The following is a 15751-nucleotide window of genomic DNA, read 5'->3' as shown; positions in this document are numbered from 1 at the left end:
TCAAATTGTACGAAGTAAGCCCTTCGATTATGAATAGATTACCTTCAATCATAACCTTCCTTGCTGTTGTCTGGCTTTTCCCCGCTCCCGACTGCGCGGCTCAGAATGCCAAAGCGGCCAAAACCGGGCAGACTACCGACAAGGTAGACCGGGAGTACGCCCTGGAGGCAACTATGCTGGGGTATTTTGCCCCGAACGGTGCCCGCAACCCAACGCTGAAGGTCAACAAAGGCGACCGGGTCCGCATTACGGTCACCAACGGCGAAACCATGACGCACGACATTGTGCTGGAAAAGCTGGGCATCAAAAGCAAGACGCTGCAGGAGAAAGGCAGTAAAACCACAATCAGCTTCACCGCCGATAAAAATGATACGTATTTCTGTTCGGTGCCGGGTCACCGGGCGGCCGGTATGGTCGGCAGCGTTGAGGTAGTGGACGGCGTCATTTCCAACGCTACCGTTGCCGGACAACTGCCGATGAAAAACGGACAGCCGCTGAACCTTAATTTTGAGACGGGCAACCTGACCGACTGGACAGCGACGGGCGATGCGTTTGCCAAACCGCTCGTTACTCAGGACCCGTCGCCGGTGCATGAAAAAGACATGACGATCGGCTTCGAGGGGAAGCATTTTCTGAGCAGTGGCGGAACGGCCAACTATACACTTACCGGAACGTTGACCTCAGCGCCGTTTCCCGTAACACAACCCTTTGCCGCCTTTAACGTATCGGGTGGGGCCTTGCAGGACACCCGGGTCGAACTGGTGCAGGCCGGGACCAACACCGTTATCTACACCATCACCGGGCAGGGGCGGGCTACCCTGCAGCCGGCCGTAGTGGATCTGCAACCCTATCTGAATCAGGAGATATTTATCCGGATCATCGATAACGAGACCGGGATTTCGCAGATTCCGTACATCCCCAACGATAAATGGGCGCACATCAATTTCGATGATTTTCGCTTTTACCCGACCCGCCCGAACTTCCCCAACGAGCTGAAACGGGAAGACATTATCATCCTGCCTCCCCTCGATCCGGTGCTCAACGCCGGCCTGTCGGGCGTGGAAGCGGCCAAAGCCATGACTCCGCCCAAAGGCTTCAAGGTTACCCTCGCAGCCGCCGAGCCGGATGTCGTTCGTCCGATCTGTTTCACGACCGACGCCCGCGGCCGGCTTTGGGTCGTTGAAGGCCATACGTACCCCGTTCCGGCACCCGAAGGGCAGGGCCGCGACCGCATTCTTATCCTTGAAGACACCAACGGCGACGGTACGCTCGACAAGCGCAAGGTGTTTATGGAAGGGCTAAACCTCGTCAGTGGTATTGAAGTTGGGATGGGGGGCGTATGGCTTGGAGCGGCTCCGTATCTGCTGTTCGTTCCCGCCGATTTCAAAAACGATAAACCCCTCGGCCCACCCCAGAAACTCCTCGACGGCTGGGGGACCGACGATACCCACGAAACCCTGAACAGCCTCCGCTGGGGACCCGACGGCTGGCTGTATGGTACTCACGGCGTCTTTACCCACTCCAACGTAGGCAAACCGGGCGCCCCGGATTCGGAACGGACCAAACTTAACGCCGGTGTCTGGCGCTACCACCCGACTACGAAGCAGTTTGAACTCTTTGCTGAAGGAACCAGTAATCCGTGGGGGCTCGACTTCAACGACTACGGCCACGCGTTCATTACGGCCTGCGTGATTCCGCACATGTACCACATGATTCAGGGTGGGCGCTACCAGCGGCAGGCCGGCAACCACTTCAACCCCTACACCTACGATGACATCAAAACCCACGCCGACCACCGGCACTGGGTCGGGGAGCGGGGCCCTCACGCGGGTAACTTCCGGTCGGCGTCGGCGGGGGGCGGACATGCCCACGCGGGTGCTATGATTTACCTCGGTAATAGCTGGCCGCAGGAGTACCGCAACGATATTTTCATGAATAACATCAACGGGGCCAGGCTGAACCAGGACCATCCGGTTCGGGAGGGTTCGGGCTACACCGTTACGCACAAGCCCGATTTTCTGGCCATGAACGATTCGTGGTCGCAGTGGCTGAACATGAAGTACGACGCCAGCGGCTCGGTCTGGGCCATTGACTGGTACGACAAAAACCAGTGCCACAGCCCGAATCCGGATGTGCATAACAAAACGATGGGCCGTATTTTCAAAATCACGCACGACAACGACAAGTGGGTGCAGGTGGATCTGTCCAGGGCGTCGGATATGGACCTGGTCAACTACCAGCTCCATCCCAACGAGTGGTACGTGCGGCAGGCCCGAACCCTTTTGCAGGAACGCGGACCGAATAAAAAAGTACATAAAGCGCTGAAAGACATCCTGGCCAAGAACCCCGATGCCACCCGCAAACTTCGGGCGCTCTGGGCACTGCATGTCACGCAGGGCCTGACCGAGAAGGAACTGGCCGCGCTGTTGTCGGATGAGAGTGAATACGTCAGAAGCTGGGCCATCCAACTGCTGGCGGAAGACCGAACCGTATCGCCGGAGACCCTGAAACGCTTCACCGAACTGGCTTCGACCGACCGGTCGGCGCTGGTGCGGCTGTACCTGACCTCTGCCATGCAACGGATCGATCCGGCGCAGCGGTGGGACGTACTGGATGCCCTCGTCCAGAAGGTAGAAAACAAGGATGACCATAACCTGCCGCTCATGTTGTGGTATGCGGCCGAACCGCTGGCCGCTATTGACATGAAGCGGGCGTTGGCTCTCGCCCAGAAGTCAAAGATGCCGAAGCACCTGCCGTACACCATTCAGCGCGTGGCGGCCATTGGTACAGACGACGCCAAGAAGCTGCTGAAGGAACTGAACGAGCGTGTCGGTAAGCTGAACCATTCGCACGAGAACCACGAAATTCAGATGGTGCTTGCCAAAGTGCTGGGCGAGTAAAGAACACCCCCAATCCCTGAAGAACGGTCGACCGTTCTTCAGGGGTAAACGTAATCGGTAATCAGAGCTATGAAAATCAACGTAGTGAACCGGCATGTGGTAAGCGGCCTGCTGGCTTTGGGCTGTATCGCCACTGCCTACAGCCAGGACAAAACCCTGCTTAAAGTACGGCAGCAGCAAGCTGAAAAAGCGGGAACAAGCGAACGGGCGCCGGCGAAACCCTTCGTGCCGACAAACGACTTCAAGAAAACGAAGCTAACCGGCGATTTCCTGTCGGAAGGCGCGGCCGTGGTCGATCTGAACAAAGATGGCCGGCTCGACATCGTGGCTGGTTATTACTGGTTTGAAGCGCCCAACTGGACCCGCCACGAAATGGCCCCGTCGCGTACGTTCGATCCGCGCAAGGAGTACAGCAATACGTTCCTGAGCATGGGTATGGACGTCGATCAGAACGGGTGGGACGATGTGGTTATCATCGACTATCCTGGCAAGCCGGGTTTCTGGTTCGAAAACCCGAAAGGCAAAGCAGCGGGCGCGTGGACAAAGCACATCCTGGCCGATTCGGTCGGTATCGCCAACGAGTCGCCGAATTTTGTGGATATCGACGGCGATGGTCGGCTCGATATCCTGTGCGCCGACAAAGCCCGGAAGCAGATTGTCTGGCTGAAGGCCCCGTCGAAACCCGGCGAAACGGAGTGGAAACGCTTCGCCCTGAGTAAGCCGAATGTGCCCGGTACGGAGATGTTCTCCCACGGTATCGGCTACGGCGACATCAACAAAGACGGCTTCAGCGACGTCGTGATCCGGGAAGGCTGGTTTCAGGGAACCGCCGACAAAACAGGGGGCAACTGGGCGTTTCACCCGGCCAACCTGGGCGAACCCTGTTCGCACATGCAGGTGCTGGACGTAAACGGCGACGGGAAAAACGATGTCGTCAGTGCATCGGCGCACGCGTTGGGCGTCTGGTGGCACGAGCAGGTGACCGATGAGCAGGGGAACATCAACTTCCGGACGCACCTGATGAGCAACACCACGTCGCAGACCCACGCTACGATGATGGTCGATCTGAACGGCGACGGACGCCGGGACATGATCACCGGCAAGCGTTTTCTGGCCCACAACGGGAACGACCCCGGCGACAGCGATCCGCCAATTCTGATGTGGTTTGAGTTTACGCCGGGCAAAGCCCCGTATTACAAAGAACATGTCATCGACAACGATTCCGGGGTGGGTCTCAACATCGTGGCGCAGGACATGAACCGCGACGGAAAAACGGATATCGTCGTAGCAAACAAGAACGGCGTTTACCTGTTCGAGAACCGGATGAAGTGACTGGCTTACCCTTCAGGCAGTTGGGGGGCGCTGTATTGCCGTCGATACTGACTGGGGGCCATGCCAAGCTGCTGTTTGAAGTGCTTGCTGAAATTGGCCCAGTTGTGAAAACCACTGTCGAAACAGATCTGCGTTACGGGCAGGCTGGTGGTCGTCAGCAGTTTGCAGGCGTGCGCCAGCCGGATTTCGGTCAGAAACTGCACGTAGCTCTTCTTCGTACTTTTCCGAAAGTATTGACAGAACGCCGAAACACTGCGGTGAGTCAGTGCAGCGACCTCGTCTAGGCGAATCTTCTGCTGGAAATGAGTCATCGTGTATTCCAGCACCGTATGAATCTGGGCCTGGTCGGTGGTTGAATACGTCAGCACCGGCGACTGATTAATGCGCGTGTACTCCCCCGACTGGCTGATCAGGTGCAGGCAGTCCAGTAGGGTTGCCAACTGCGTAAACCCCTGCTGCTGCTCAATGATACGTAGCTGTCCGGCTACCCGCCAACGAAGTTCTCCCCGCAGCCGCAGGCCCTGCACAGAAACCTCCAGCAGGGTTTTGATGGCGTTCAGCTCGGGTAAGTCCAGAAACGCCCGTCCCCAGAAGTCTTTCGTAAAATGCACCACCATGGAACTGCCGACAGCGCTGGTGTCGGCCTTCCGAAACCAGTGCGGCAGGTTTTCGCCGAGCAGGTATACATCGTCAGGGTGATACTCAATCAGCGCATCGCCGATAAACGCCGTACCCTCGCTCTCGCGGATTAAAGCCAGTTCGATTTCGGTGTGCTGGTGCCAGGGCGTTTCGAAGTACGGCGTCTGGTACGTCCGGGCTACAAACGACGATGCGTGGTTCAGCGGCAGTTTCTGGATAAGGGTTTTCATGCGCTATCTGTAGCGATTAGTCCGCCAGAATGAATAATAAGCTAAATATAACGGATAAAGTTGCGACAAAAGCGGTGGTACTGCTCGGCCGGTGTGGTTTCCTTTGTATAGTATTCAGCAAGAACACATTGTCACCCTGAACGCCCGCTGCGGCATCCTTTACCATGGAAAAAAACATCACATCGGCCGAGAAAGCGGCTTATCAACAGGACGGTTACCTCATCAAACGCGGGCTCTTCAGCCCCGAAGAGATTGATGTGTTGTACGGATTAGCCACCGACGACACCGTAACGGGGCACTCGATGGACCTGACCGACACCGAGGGCCGGGCCACTAAACTGACGCTCTGGTTCACGCCCGGCAATGATTCGTTCGGGCTCATGTCACGCTCGGAGCGGCTGGTCAACGCCGTCCGGACGCTGCTCGGGCCCGCAGGCGACGTTTGTCACTTTCACTCGAAGGTGATGCAGAAAGAACCGCACACGGGCGGAGCCTGGGAGTGGCATCAGGATTATGGCTACTGGTACAAGAACGGCTTCCTCTACCCCGAAGCGATGATCTCGGTGATGGTAGCCCTGACCGAAGCAACCGTCGAAAACGGGTGTTTGCAGGTGCTGCCGGGTACGCACAGAATGCAGCGGTTTGAGCACACCTTTGTCGGTGAGCAGCAGGGGGCCGATCAGGCGTTTGTGGAAGAAGCGAGGAAGCACAGTGAGCTGGTGTACGTCACGCTGCAGCCGGGCGATGTGCTGTTCTTTCACGCGAACCTGCTCCACCGCTCCGATGCCAACCGGTCCGATAAGCCCCGCTGGTCGATCATTTCGGCGTATAACCTGAGCTACAACGTACCGTTCCGGGAGAAACACCTGTCCTGCATCACGCCGATCAGCGTTGTGCCCGACGAGGCTTTACTGGCGAGCGGAGTGCAGAAGCTCTCGGTGGCTGACTTCCTCGCCAAAGAAGAGGAAATTACCCTTAATGTTCAGTAGCAATTGCCCGGACTGCGAACGGACGAGTGCGTAACCTGAACCGGTCATTTTCCGATTATACCGGATAGTTGGCTGCCGACGACCAATGCTGGCTTATATTTGACGGCCAATCAATTCGTAGTCAGTCCGGTGTCTGCTATCCGGTCCTACGCCCATCACGCTGGTTTAACCAATGACGATTCGATTTTTTTGTCCCCGCTGGGGAAGTGAAGCCCTGTCCTGGCCGGTTTTCTGCCGGCAGGTGAAAGCCGCCGGATACGACGGCGTGGAAGCCGAAGTACCGTTTTCGGAAGCGGAGCGGGCCGAGATGCTCGACGCGCTGGCCGGGTCAGACCTGCTGCTGATCGGTCAGTATTACCAGTCGTTCGACCGGGATTTTGACCAGCACGCCCGTCAGTATGAACGGTACCTTACCCACCTGGCGTCGGCCCGGCCTGTGCTGATCAATGCGCAGACCGGTAAGGATTACTTTACGCCGGAGCAGAATGCCCGCTTGTTCGGACTAGCCGCCGATAGGGAAGCGGCCACCGGCATACCCGTTTACCATGAGACTCACCGCAACAAGGCGCTGTTTGCGGCCCACGTGGCCCGGGACTATTTCGACCGGCTGCCCAGCCTGAAGATTACCGCCGATTTTTCGCACTGGTGCTGCGTATCCGAGTCACTGCTGGAGCAGCAGCCCGAAGCGGTGGCGCTGGCCTGTGAGCGGGCGTATCACATCCACTCGCGGGTAGGTCATTCGCAGGGGCCACAGGTAACCGACCCGCGCCTGCCGGAATGGAAAGCGGCCCTCGACGTGCACCTGAGCTGGTGGGACGCCATCGTGGCCCGTCGGCGGGCCGAAGGGGTGGAACAACTCACCATCAACACCGAGTTCGGGCCGGCGCCTTATTTGCCCACCATCCCGTTCACGAACATGCCGATCGCCAGCCAGTGGGACATCAACGTATCGATGCTCCACCTGCTGAAACAACGCTATGCCGCCGAAACCTATGCGCCGACTTACGGAGGTGACTAAAGCCGGGTAAGGGCGAAAGGGAGTAAGCAAAAACACCAGGTTCCGGAACGCAAAAACGAAGCCCGGGCAGCGTCTACGACGCTGCCGGCTCGTTGTCTGTAGGGTCTTTAGGCCGTTTTTTTCGCTTTCGGAGCGCATCATTCAGAATGTACTCGATCTGGCCGTTTACGCTCCTGAACTCCTCCTGGGCCCATATTTCGAGTTCTTTCAACGTATCGGGATTGATGCGCAGCACGAACGCCTTCTTTTCATTCGCCATAAAATAGTCTATGCAACATCGGCCGGTGAATCACATAAGCTGTGACTCACCGGCCGATCAACTAGGTGTACAGAGTCCCCGCGTTAACAACCGGACTTACCGATTTTTCGCCACAGAGGACAACCAGCAAGTTACTAACCATGGCCGCTTTTCGCTCCTCATCCAACTGCACTACGTCTTTTTCGGCCAGTCGGGCCAGCGCCATTTCTACCATACCGACGGCACCTTCCACGATCTGTTTCCGGGCCGACACAACGGCCGTAGCCTGCTGACGCTGCAGCATCGCCCCGGCAATTTCGGGGGCGTAGGCGAGGTGGCTGATTCGGGCTTCTACTACGTCGACACCGGCGCGCTCCAGCCGGGCGTTCAGCTCCTGTTCCAGAAACTGGTTGATCTGTCCGGTATTGTCGCGCAGCGTAACTGTCTCATGCTCATCTTCCATATTGTCGTACGCGTGCGAACTGGCCAGAAACCGCACGGCCGCTTCCGACTGAATCTGCACGAACAACTGGTAGTTATCCACTTCAAATAAGGCCTTGGCCGTATCCGTTACCCGCCAAACCACAACGGCGGCAATCTCGATCGGGTTGCCCATCTTGTCGTTTACCTTGATGGTCTGGCCGTTCAGGTTACGGGCCCGCAGGCTGATTTTGATTTTACTGTACAACGGATTCACCCAGCGCAGACCGTTTTGTTTCATGGTACCGACGTAGTCGCCAAAGAGCGTAGACGCTATGGCTTCGTTGGGATTGATAACCGTAATACCCATCAGGATAACGAGTGAAACGATCAGCGTAGGAACGGCCAGCGCAATGGCTCCTCTGACAAACAGGAAGGCCGACGAAATAAGCAGCAACAGGCCAATCAGCAGCAGCAGGTAGCCTGACAGGGAGGTAAGCGGTTTTTCATTCATGGTGTTATGATATCAAATTGATAGCACAATACTACCACGATTCGTTGGGTTTCCAAGGAAAATCTACACGAACGGTAAATTCGTACGAAAAGGCTGAAACAGAACCGGGTGAAGTGGCAGGGGCAAGGCTGTCTGGTAGCTGAACCATCAGTAAAAAGCAGGGCTGTCTTTCTTCTTATCATACCATTGTGGTGCGTCGTCGCCTTTTTTCAAACGCCCGTTTTTGTATGCTGACCCGTTTTCTACTCGTCCACATCTGCCTGGCCGTCGCCCTGCAGGCTGTTGCGCAGCCTAATCCGGAAAAACCCGATCTGCGGCAGGGGGCTTATTACTCCGAAGCGCAGGGAGCCGAAAAACTGCGGGAAGCGGCCCGGACCTACCCCGACCGGGCGGCCTGGGAAAAACGGGCGGCTCTGATTCGGCAGGGAATCCGCGATGGCATGGCGCTTGACGCACAACCGGCTCTGGCTCCGCTCAACCCCATCCGGCATAGCGTGCGGTCGATGAACGGCTATACCGTAGAAAACGTGGCGTTCGAGAGCCTGCCCGGCTTTTTTGTGACCGGCAATCTGTACCGGCCTGCCGGAACGGGCGGTAAACGGGCGGCTGTGTTGTGTACGCACGGGCACCTGCCCAGTCTGGATGCCCGCTACCGCGAGTACGTCCAGCAGCGGTGCGCTACGCTGGCCCGCATGGGGGCGGTGGTGTTCACCTTCGATATGCTCGGCTACGGCGATTCCAGACAGTGCAGCCATAAGCTTCCCAAAGCGCTGACGCTGCAGACGATCAACAGCCGGCGGGCGCTGGATTTTCTGCTGAGCCTGCCGGAGGTCGACAGCAGTCGGGTTGGCGTAACGGGCGAATCAGGTGGGGGAACGCAGACGTTTCTGCTGACGGCCCTCGATCCGCGGGTGAAAGTAGCGGCCCCGGTCGTGATGGTATCGGCTCATTTCTTTGGCGGCTGCACCTGCGAAAGCGGTATGCCCATCCACAAACGCCCGACCCACGAAACCAGCAATGCCGAAATTGCCGCGCTGGCCGCTCCCCGGCCCCTGCTGCTGGTGTCGGATGGGAAAGACTGGACGAAGAATACCCCGCAGGTTGAGTTTCCGTACGTTCAGCGCGTGTACCGGCTGTATGATGCGTTGGAGCAGGTCGAGAACGTACATCTCCCCGACGAAGGACACGATTACGGGCCTTCCAAGCGGGCCGCGGCCTACCGGTTTCTGGCCAGACACCTGCAACTGGACCTGAATCGGGTACTGACGAACGGGCAGATCGACGAACGCCCCAACACCATTCTGGAGCCCGCTGCGCTGCAGGTCTTTACGGCGGAGCATCCACTACCGACGCGGGCGGTTCAGGGCGACGAGGCTGTTATGTCGCTGCTTCGGTAGTCAGACTGGCCACCGGTGCGGGCTGATCGACCCGCCGACCCAGCCACCAGAAACCACCGGCCGCCAGTAAGCCGAGGGCGGTCACGGCGAACCACAATGCGCCAAAACTGGCGTGTGTAACCACCTGCGAGCCAAAGGCCGGGGCTGCGGTTTGGGCAAAGGCCCAGCCCATAGAGTACAGGGCCAGATACTCGCCCCGGTTGACCGTACCGGCGCGCTCCACGGCGAATGAGAGCATAAACGGGAGGGCCAGCATCTCCCCAATCGTAATGATCACTACCGACACCACCGCTATGCCCGGCCAGTCGGTTAGGTTGAGTATCAGAAAGGAGCCGGCAATGAGCGTTACCCCCACGGCGATAATCGTGGATTTCTGCCGTATGCTTTGTTCCAGCCGGTAGATCAGCGCCATCTCCACGCACACAATCAGGATGCCGTTGAGTGCCATCAGCAGTCCGATCTGGGCTTCACTCAAACCAAGCATCTGCTTGAAATACAGGGGTTGCTGCGAAAAAAACTGCATAAACACCAGGCCGTTCAGGGCGCACAGGCCCACAAACAGCACAAACGGAACGTCGCGGTACGGCGACATAACCCGCACGGGTTCCTGCCCCGGCTGGGATTGGGTGGTCGTTGGGGGTGGAACCGGCAGAAAGCCCCACAGCACCAGGCCCGCTACGATGCACGTTAGCCCATCGGCCCAGAACAACAGGCTGTAATTGACGCTGGCGAGCAGCCCACCAAAGCCGCCCCCCACCGCCCAGCCCAGGTTGATAGCCAGCCGGTTCAGCGAGAAAGCGCGCGTGCGGTTGTCGGCTTCGCTGTAATGCGCAATGGCCGCCTGGTTGGCCGGCCGGAACGCATCGCCCAGCAGTGTAAATGTGAATACGCTCACGCAGAGCCCGTAGAAATTCGTAACGAACTGAAGCCCCAGCAGAAAAAAACCACTGAACAGCAGACTGAACAGCTGGGTGTAATAGAAGCCAAACCGGTCCGTCAGCCGACCGCCGAGGAAGGTTCCGACAAAAGCGCCCAGCCCGTAGATGGCCATCACGATACCCGTATCGGTCAGGCTGTAGTGCAGGTGCTGGGTCAGGTAAAGCGTCAGGAACGGCAGCACCATCGTTCCGCAGCGGTTGATCAGCATCACCCCCGCCAGCAGCCAGATCGACGGCGAAAGACCCTGGTAAGCATTCCGGTAAAGGCGTAGCGTTTGTTGTACCATACCGCAAAGGTCGCCGGTTGGGCAGCAACAAAAAAGTCCCGTAGCCCCGGGACTTCCTGAACGGTATTATTTTTTGGTTACCAGCCCAACCGACGGGGCTAATCGCCGTCGGCGAAGATTTTCTTGTCGGTAATCAGGGGGCGGTGTTCTTCCAGGAATGCCTTGAACAGCCGGATTTCCTCGATCTGTTTTTCAATCGGGTGGGTCAGGGCGTAGCTTTCTACGTACACATCGGTAAAGTCGGTGATTACGTATTCCATCAGCTTGATACCCCGGCGCTTGAGGGCATGGAGGTACAGATTCTGGTGGTTATGCACGTAGCGGTTGGCCTGGTACGAGGCCGTAGTTTTGATGTCGACGGCTTTGAACTTCCCGATCAGGTCGACGTAGCCATAAAACAGTACGTCGTCAATTTCCCACTGGCAGTACACCTGCGTATCGACGATTGGGCGGGGGAGCAGCTTCCGGACTTTGCGTAGGATGTCCGGGTCGAAGCGGTCTTCGTTTTCGCCTTTAACAACCGCGTCTTCGAAAGAAATACCGCGTTCCTGCGCTTCGGTAGTGGGTGTCGGCACCCGATTGATGGTATCGATCAAAGCCTGAACAGACAAATTTCCCCCGCTGACGTAGCGCGAGAACACGTTGAGTAACGTCGGGTAAAAGCGGTATTTGATCATGGGTTTCAGGTTTGTGGTTTGTGGTTTATGGTTACCCCGCCCGGTTTAACTACGAACCACAAACCACTAACTACAAACCACTAACCAAGAACTTAGTTTCTGACCACCAGCAGCACCCCGCCGATGATGAGGGCGAGGCCGAGTAAGCGCCAGCCGTTTACCGGGTGCACCGTGAAGCCCAGCATACCGTAATGGTCGAGGATAACGGCCGCGAGAAGCTGTCCGGCTACGCTGAGGCTTACCAGGTTGGCTGTTCCGATCCGCGGCACCGACACGATGACCGTCGTTACGTAAACGGCACCGATGAGGCCGCCGGTCCATTTCCACCAGCTCACCTGACGAATGGTCTCGGGGGCGGGCAGCGGTCCGCCCGTTAGCAGCTGAGTGAGTATAAGCGTCAGGAAACCGGAGCCGAAGGAGATGGCAGCCGCCAGCACCGGATTACCCATCATGTAGCGAAGGTTGGCATTCACACCCGCCTGAACCGTAACGGCGATGCCGGTCAGGAAGGCAAGCAGCAAAAAGAAATACGTCATAGTCAGAGCAGAACAAGCGAATTGCAAAGGTAGGTATCCGACGCGGGATGCTGTGTCCCGGGAGCGTCTTTTCGCAGGTGGTGGTTTGTGGCCGGATCGGGCGTTGGGCGGGCTTCGCTGAGGTCGGAACGGGTATTGAAAAAAGTGCGGCCGAACCCAATACCGCCCGGCCGCAACCCGCCTTACTAACCTATGATACCTTAGAAAACCAAATTGTCAAAAATCTACTTGTTAAGTTGTTGCCGACTTAATAACAGAAACATTTCGGCTGCGTGCCAGGTATGCGGAAACGCCAGCTTCTGCTTCACCAGATCGCGATCCAGTACGGTCAGGCTGGGATAATGCGCACGGCTGGCCTGCTGCTCCCAGCTCAGCGGATAATCCAGGGTACCGAACAGGCCGCGTTTCTCCGTAGCATTGGAACGGCCATAAAAGTTATCTTCCGCCCAGGCCAGATACGGGTATTTCCGGCCTGCTTCCTCGTCAACTGGTTTGCCCGCTACGTGCTGGTCCTGGTATGCCCACCAGACCAGGGCTGAATAGCTGTCGTACTGCGCCGGGATGACGTAGGGGTCGGGAAGGTTCATGGCCTTCAGGCCGTATTTCAGCCACTTCGTCTGAAACACCGGATGCTCGGCATAATCCGTCTTGCCGACGATGTAGGCGTTTTTCTCGAACCGCCTGACGGAGTCCAGCACCGTAGCAACGGCCGGGTGGCTCTTGTCGGAAACGAGTGAGATCAGAAAGAGCACCTGCCCAAGGTTGTCGGCTTCGGCAATGCCGCGATTGTTGCGGTCGAACGGGTCGCGAATGGCCATGATCCAGTCGCGGATCAGATGCAGGTTATCCGTCGTACGCAGGACCATAGCCATCAGGGCAGCATCGCGGAACCACGGCCGGGTGTACACCAGAAAGTTGGGTACTGGCCGGCCGTTGATGATATTGATGAGCACTTCCTGATGGAGCACCCGCAGCACCGGGCCATAGGCCTTGTCGGCAAAGGTGGGCAGCGACAGCCGGCTTCGGGTGCCGGGAATGAGCCTGGGGCGCTTGCCGGGCTGCAGAATCCAGACTCCGTTCTCATCCTCCCGAATCTGAATCGTTCGTGACAGACTGTCTGTTTCGCCGGCCAGCGTCAGGTGGACGAGGTACTCCGACGGAACGATGACCGCCCGCTCGACCCGCCATTGCTCCTCAATGTTGCCCGTGAGGGCGTTCAGCAGCCGGCCGTCGCGGTAAATCAGCTTCAGCCGGTCGCCCATGCCGAACAGAAAAAATTTCAGGTCAGGCAGATCGCTGCGGCTGGGGTGTTCCTGCCGGAGCCGCGTCAGGCTTTCGCGGTATTGACCGAGGGCCCCTTTCGGGTCCGGATGAAACGCCGGCGGAACGGGCTTCTGCGCGAGCGCCAGCGCGGGAAGCAGCCAGAAAAGGAGATAGCCGATGCGCACAGTGAATGACCGGTTGGATGAGGGGCGGTGATGCTGCAAATGTATTCGGCAAACCAGTTTGCACAAGCGTTGAGCGGGTTAATTTCTACGGCGTAGCCGGACCCGTAACCGCTTGAAAACAAACACCGCAAGCCGAATGATGACCTGCGGTGTTTGTTGGTGTTTCGCCCCTGCTGAAACCCTGCCTGATTGCTTCGTCAGGCGATCCAGGTGAACTGGTAGTCCAGCTCGGGCAGTTTGGTCCGTTCGGCAACCCGGCGCAGGCGGTCGGGCAGGGCCATCAGGTAGTCTCGGGCGCGCTGACCGGCGTCGTTGAGGTCTTCCATGTATGCGATTTGCCACTCGGTCAGCAGCGAATCGAGAATATTGATGTAATCGTGCGTTGTATACACGCCCAGCCGCTGGGCCGCGTCGGAAAAGTGGGAGAACGTCTGCCCGATCTGAACGCCGGTTTCGCGCAGGAAGTGGGCCGGCATCACGATTTTCTTGCGCATCATGTCCTCGAAGGCCAGCATCATGCCCGTCGGGTCGATCTCAAAAATCTGGCTGACAAAGGATTTATACGCTTTGGCGTGGCGCATCTCATCGGACGCGATCACCCCGCATATTTTCGAAAGCTGGGCGTTCCCCGCCTGCTTGGCCAGCGTAGCAGTCCGGCGGTGCGATATGTTGGTCGCCAGTTCCTGAAAGGAGGTATAGACAAAATTGCGGTAAGGGTCGCGGCCGGTCTGAATATCGAACCCGTCGGCAATGAGGTATTGGGTCGACACTTCCATGGCCCGCATGTTCACCCGGCCCGACAGGTACAGGTACTTGTTCAGCAGGTCGCCGTGGCGATTTTCTTCGGCCGTCCAGTTGCGCACCCACTTCGTCCAGGCGCTGGGATCGTGCTGATTAATGCCCGTTACGTCCATCAGCCAGGATTCGTACGTAGGCAGGGCTTCCTCCGTGATGGTATCGCCAACCAGTACCGCAATGTGATCGTAGGGAAGTTCCCGGGCGCTTTCCCGGAGCAGTTTTACCTCCTCCAGAAAGTTTTCCTGCGTCGCGTCGGGCAGCAGATCAGACGGCTGCCAGTACTCTTCGACTGGTTTGAGGAATTCGGCCATGACTACATCAAGCTTCCCCTCTATATATCGCATTACTTCCAAACGTACGTCAGATAGTACCATAGGTCTTTCGAAGTGGGCGTAGTAAAAAAATAAGGCGCAAATTACGCAATTTTAACCGACATACACCCGATTAATAAACGTCTGTTGAGCGATCTGGTTCACTGATGCCCCGAATTTATCCGTTCCGTGGTTCGCCGTAAGGCCGCGCGAAACGGGTTTGGCGCATTAGATTACCCCGGCAAGACCGTGTAAGCGATGCATTTGTTTATTTTTGAGAAAAATTTGCCTGATGAAGAAGCTGCTGGATTACGTGCTGAGTGTCGTGTACGTCGTGTATTTCGGACTGTTACTGGTTGTTTTTCACGTGATTCAGGTGGTTTGCTTCCACCTGTTCGGGAAGCAGGTCCACAAGAAGTCGGTGGATGTCTTCAACTTTTTTATTACCTACGGCTGGCTGATGACCGGCACGCGGATTACGTTCCGGCAGGAGACCGACCTCCCCACGGATCGGCCGATTATCTTCGTGGCCAACCACCAGAGCATGTTCGATATTCCGCCCATCATCTGGTTTCTGCGCCGACACACGCCCATCTTCATTTCCAAAATCGAGCTGTCTAAGGGCATTCCCGGGATTTCCTACAATCTGCGGAAAAGCGGGGCCGCCCTGATCGACCGGAAAGACGCCAAACAGGCCATCGTCGAAATCGGCCGGCTGGGTAAACTGATCAGGGAGCGGAACCATTCCGCCGTTATCTTTCCCGAGGGTACACGCACGGCCAGCGGACCGATGAAGCCGTTTGCGGTGGGTGGAATCGCGACCCTGCTCAAGCGGGCCCCGAACGCGCTGATCGTGCCGGTTGCCATCCAGGGTACGGGTCGCTTTACGCCGAAGGGCTTGTTTCCGCTCACCTCGTTTTCGTCGCTGTCGTGTACGGCCCTGCGGGGGATTGAGCCGGCGGGCCAAACGCCCGAAATGGTTGTTCAGCAGGCACAGGACGCGATTCGGGCCGTAGTAGAGGGACCACAAAGCCGTATGGCCGTTACGCGGTAACAGCGCTGAAGTCCAGGCTGCAAAC

At 57.6% G+C, this 15751-nt stretch carries 14 protein-coding genes; 6 read left to right on the top strand and 8 right to left on the bottom strand.

What is annotated here, in order from left to right; translation table 11 throughout:
- The first annotated feature begins 29 nt into the window (after positions 1–29).
- Together DYU11_RS32565 and DYU11_RS32560 are read left to right on the top strand one after the other, a co-directional pair.
- Positions 30–2900: a PVC-type heme-binding CxxCH protein gene (locus DYU11_RS32565; RefSeq protein ID WP_119671940.1), complete on the top strand. Its 2871-nt coding sequence runs from the start codon at positions 30–32 to the stop codon at positions 2898–2900.
- A 69-nt stretch (positions 2901–2969) separates the two neighbouring features.
- Entirely contained in the window at positions 2970–4232 is a 1263-nt protein-coding gene (locus DYU11_RS32560; protein WP_119671939.1) for an FG-GAP repeat domain-containing protein, read from the top strand.
- 5 nt (positions 4233–4237) lie between these two features.
- Here DYU11_RS32560 and DYU11_RS32555 read toward each other — a convergent pair whose 3' ends face one another.
- Positions 4238–5101, bottom strand: coding sequence for a helix-turn-helix domain-containing protein (locus DYU11_RS32555; RefSeq protein ID WP_119671938.1), 864 nt, complete (start codon positions 5099–5101; stop codon positions 4238–4240).
- Between the two features lie 164 nt (positions 5102–5265).
- Here DYU11_RS32555 and DYU11_RS32550 point away from each other — a divergent pair, with 164 nt between their 5' ends.
- Together DYU11_RS32550 and DYU11_RS32545 are read left to right on the top strand one after the other, a co-directional pair.
- Positions 5266–6090: a phytanoyl-CoA dioxygenase family protein gene (locus tag DYU11_RS32550; RefSeq protein ID WP_119671937.1), complete on the top strand. Its 825-nt coding sequence runs from the start codon at positions 5266–5268 to the stop codon at positions 6088–6090.
- Between the two features lie 172 nt (positions 6091–6262).
- Positions 6263–7108: a sugar phosphate isomerase/epimerase family protein gene (locus tag DYU11_RS32545; protein ID WP_119671936.1), complete on the top strand. Its 846-nt coding sequence runs from the start codon at positions 6263–6265 to the stop codon at positions 7106–7108.
- A 73-nt stretch (positions 7109–7181) separates the two neighbouring features.
- Here the strand turns inward: DYU11_RS32545 and DYU11_RS32540 are convergent, their stop codons facing one another.
- Both DYU11_RS32540 and DYU11_RS32535 read right to left on the bottom strand, forming a co-directional pair.
- Complete coding sequence (locus tag DYU11_RS32540; RefSeq protein ID WP_119671935.1) at positions 7182–7367, bottom strand: type II toxin-antitoxin system antitoxin; 186 nt, start codon at positions 7365–7367, stop codon at positions 7182–7184.
- Between the two features lie 61 nt (positions 7368–7428).
- Positions 7429–8280, bottom strand: coding sequence for an SPFH domain-containing protein (locus tag DYU11_RS32535; RefSeq protein ID WP_119671934.1), 852 nt, complete (start codon positions 8278–8280; stop codon positions 7429–7431).
- 227 nt (positions 8281–8507) lie between these two features.
- Here DYU11_RS32535 and DYU11_RS32530 point away from each other — a divergent pair, with 227 nt between their 5' ends.
- Positions 8508–9677 carry an alpha/beta hydrolase family protein gene (locus tag DYU11_RS32530; RefSeq protein ID WP_119671933.1) on the top strand — a complete coding sequence of 390 codons (1170 nt, stop codon included), beginning with the start codon at positions 8508–8510 and terminating at the stop codon, positions 9675–9677.
- Here DYU11_RS32530 and DYU11_RS32525 read toward each other — a convergent pair.
- From DYU11_RS32525 to DYU11_RS32505, 5 genes are all read right to left on the bottom strand, one after another.
- Entirely contained in the window at positions 9658–10902 is a 1245-nt protein-coding gene (locus DYU11_RS32525; protein WP_119671932.1) for an MDR family MFS transporter, read from the bottom strand. The genes DYU11_RS32530 and DYU11_RS32525 overlap by 20 nt on opposite strands.
- Positions 10903–11000: 98 nt before the next feature.
- Positions 11001–11579 carry a PD-(D/E)XK nuclease family protein gene (locus tag DYU11_RS32520; protein WP_119671931.1) on the bottom strand — a complete coding sequence of 193 codons (579 nt, stop codon included), beginning with the start codon at positions 11577–11579 and terminating at the stop codon, positions 11001–11003.
- Between the two features lie 92 nt (positions 11580–11671).
- The gene (locus DYU11_RS32515) at positions 11672–12115 is read right to left on the bottom strand and encodes a DMT family transporter (RefSeq protein ID WP_119671930.1); all 444 of its coding nucleotides are present in this window, start codon (positions 12113–12115) and stop codon (positions 11672–11674) included.
- 224 nt (positions 12116–12339) lie between these two features.
- The gene (locus DYU11_RS32510; RefSeq protein ID WP_199736868.1) at positions 12340–13563 is read right to left on the bottom strand and encodes a hypothetical protein; all 1224 of its coding nucleotides are present in this window, start codon (positions 13561–13563) and stop codon (positions 12340–12342) included.
- A gap of 197 nt (positions 13564–13760) precedes the next feature.
- On the bottom strand, positions 13761–14735 hold the full coding sequence (locus DYU11_RS32505; RefSeq protein ID WP_229366174.1) for an acyl-ACP desaturase: 975 nt from the start codon (positions 14733–14735) through the stop codon (positions 13761–13763).
- Positions 14736–14964: 229 nt separating this feature from the next.
- On the opposite strand from DYU11_RS32505, the gene DYU11_RS32500 reads away from it, so the two are divergent.
- On the top strand, positions 14965–15726 hold the full coding sequence (locus DYU11_RS32500) for a lysophospholipid acyltransferase family protein (RefSeq protein ID WP_119671927.1): 762 nt from the start codon (positions 14965–14967) through the stop codon (positions 15724–15726).
- Positions 15727–15751: the final 25 nt, after the last annotated feature.

It is taken from the genome of Fibrisoma montanum (assembly GCF_003583365.1).
In the GTDB taxonomy this organism is placed as follows: Bacteria; Bacteroidota; Bacteroidia; order Cytophagales; family Spirosomataceae; genus Fibrisoma; species Fibrisoma montanum.
Note: the sequence above shows the minus strand (reverse complement) of the source record. Positions and strands in the feature narration are given on the sequence as shown.

What these genes read in the sequence shown, in the direction of transcription:
- DYU11_RS32565 (WP_119671940.1), top strand. Translation starts at nt 30, where the DNA reads ATGAATAGATTACCTTCAATCATAACCTTCCTTGCTGTTGTCTGGCTT.
- DYU11_RS32560 (WP_119671939.1), top strand. Translation starts at nt 2,970, where the DNA reads ATGAAAATCAACGTAGTGAACCGGCATGTGGTAAGCGGCCTGCTGGCT.
- DYU11_RS32555 (WP_119671938.1), bottom strand. Translation starts at nt 5,101, where the DNA reads ATGAAAACCCTTATCCAGAAACTGCCGCTGAACCACGCATCGTCGTTT.
- DYU11_RS32550 (WP_119671937.1), top strand. Translation starts at nt 5,266, where the DNA reads ATGGAAAAAAACATCACATCGGCCGAGAAAGCGGCTTATCAACAGGAC.
- DYU11_RS32545 (WP_119671936.1), top strand. Translation starts at nt 6,263, where the DNA reads ATGACGATTCGATTTTTTTGTCCCCGCTGGGGAAGTGAAGCCCTGTCC.
- DYU11_RS32540 (WP_119671935.1), bottom strand. Translation starts at nt 7,367, where the DNA reads ATGGCGAATGAAAAGAAGGCGTTCGTGCTGCGCATCAATCCCGATACG.
- DYU11_RS32535 (WP_119671934.1), bottom strand. Translation starts at nt 8,280, where the DNA reads ATGAATGAAAAACCGCTTACCTCCCTGTCAGGCTACCTGCTGCTGCTG.
- DYU11_RS32530 (WP_119671933.1), top strand. Translation starts at nt 8,508, where the DNA reads ATGCTGACCCGTTTTCTACTCGTCCACATCTGCCTGGCCGTCGCCCTG.
- DYU11_RS32525 (WP_119671932.1), bottom strand. Translation starts at nt 10,902, where the DNA reads ATGGTACAACAAACGCTACGCCTTTACCGGAATGCTTACCAGGGTCTT.
- DYU11_RS32520 (WP_119671931.1), bottom strand. Translation starts at nt 11,579, where the DNA reads ATGATCAAATACCGCTTTTACCCGACGTTACTCAACGTGTTCTCGCGC.
- DYU11_RS32515 (WP_119671930.1), bottom strand. Translation starts at nt 12,115, where the DNA reads ATGACGTATTTCTTTTTGCTGCTTGCCTTCCTGACCGGCATCGCCGTT.
- DYU11_RS32505 (WP_229366174.1), bottom strand. Translation starts at nt 14,735, where the DNA reads ATGGTACTATCTGACGTACGTTTGGAAGTAATGCGATATATAGAGGGG.
- DYU11_RS32500 (WP_119671927.1), top strand. Translation starts at nt 14,965, where the DNA reads ATGAAGAAGCTGCTGGATTACGTGCTGAGTGTCGTGTACGTCGTGTAT.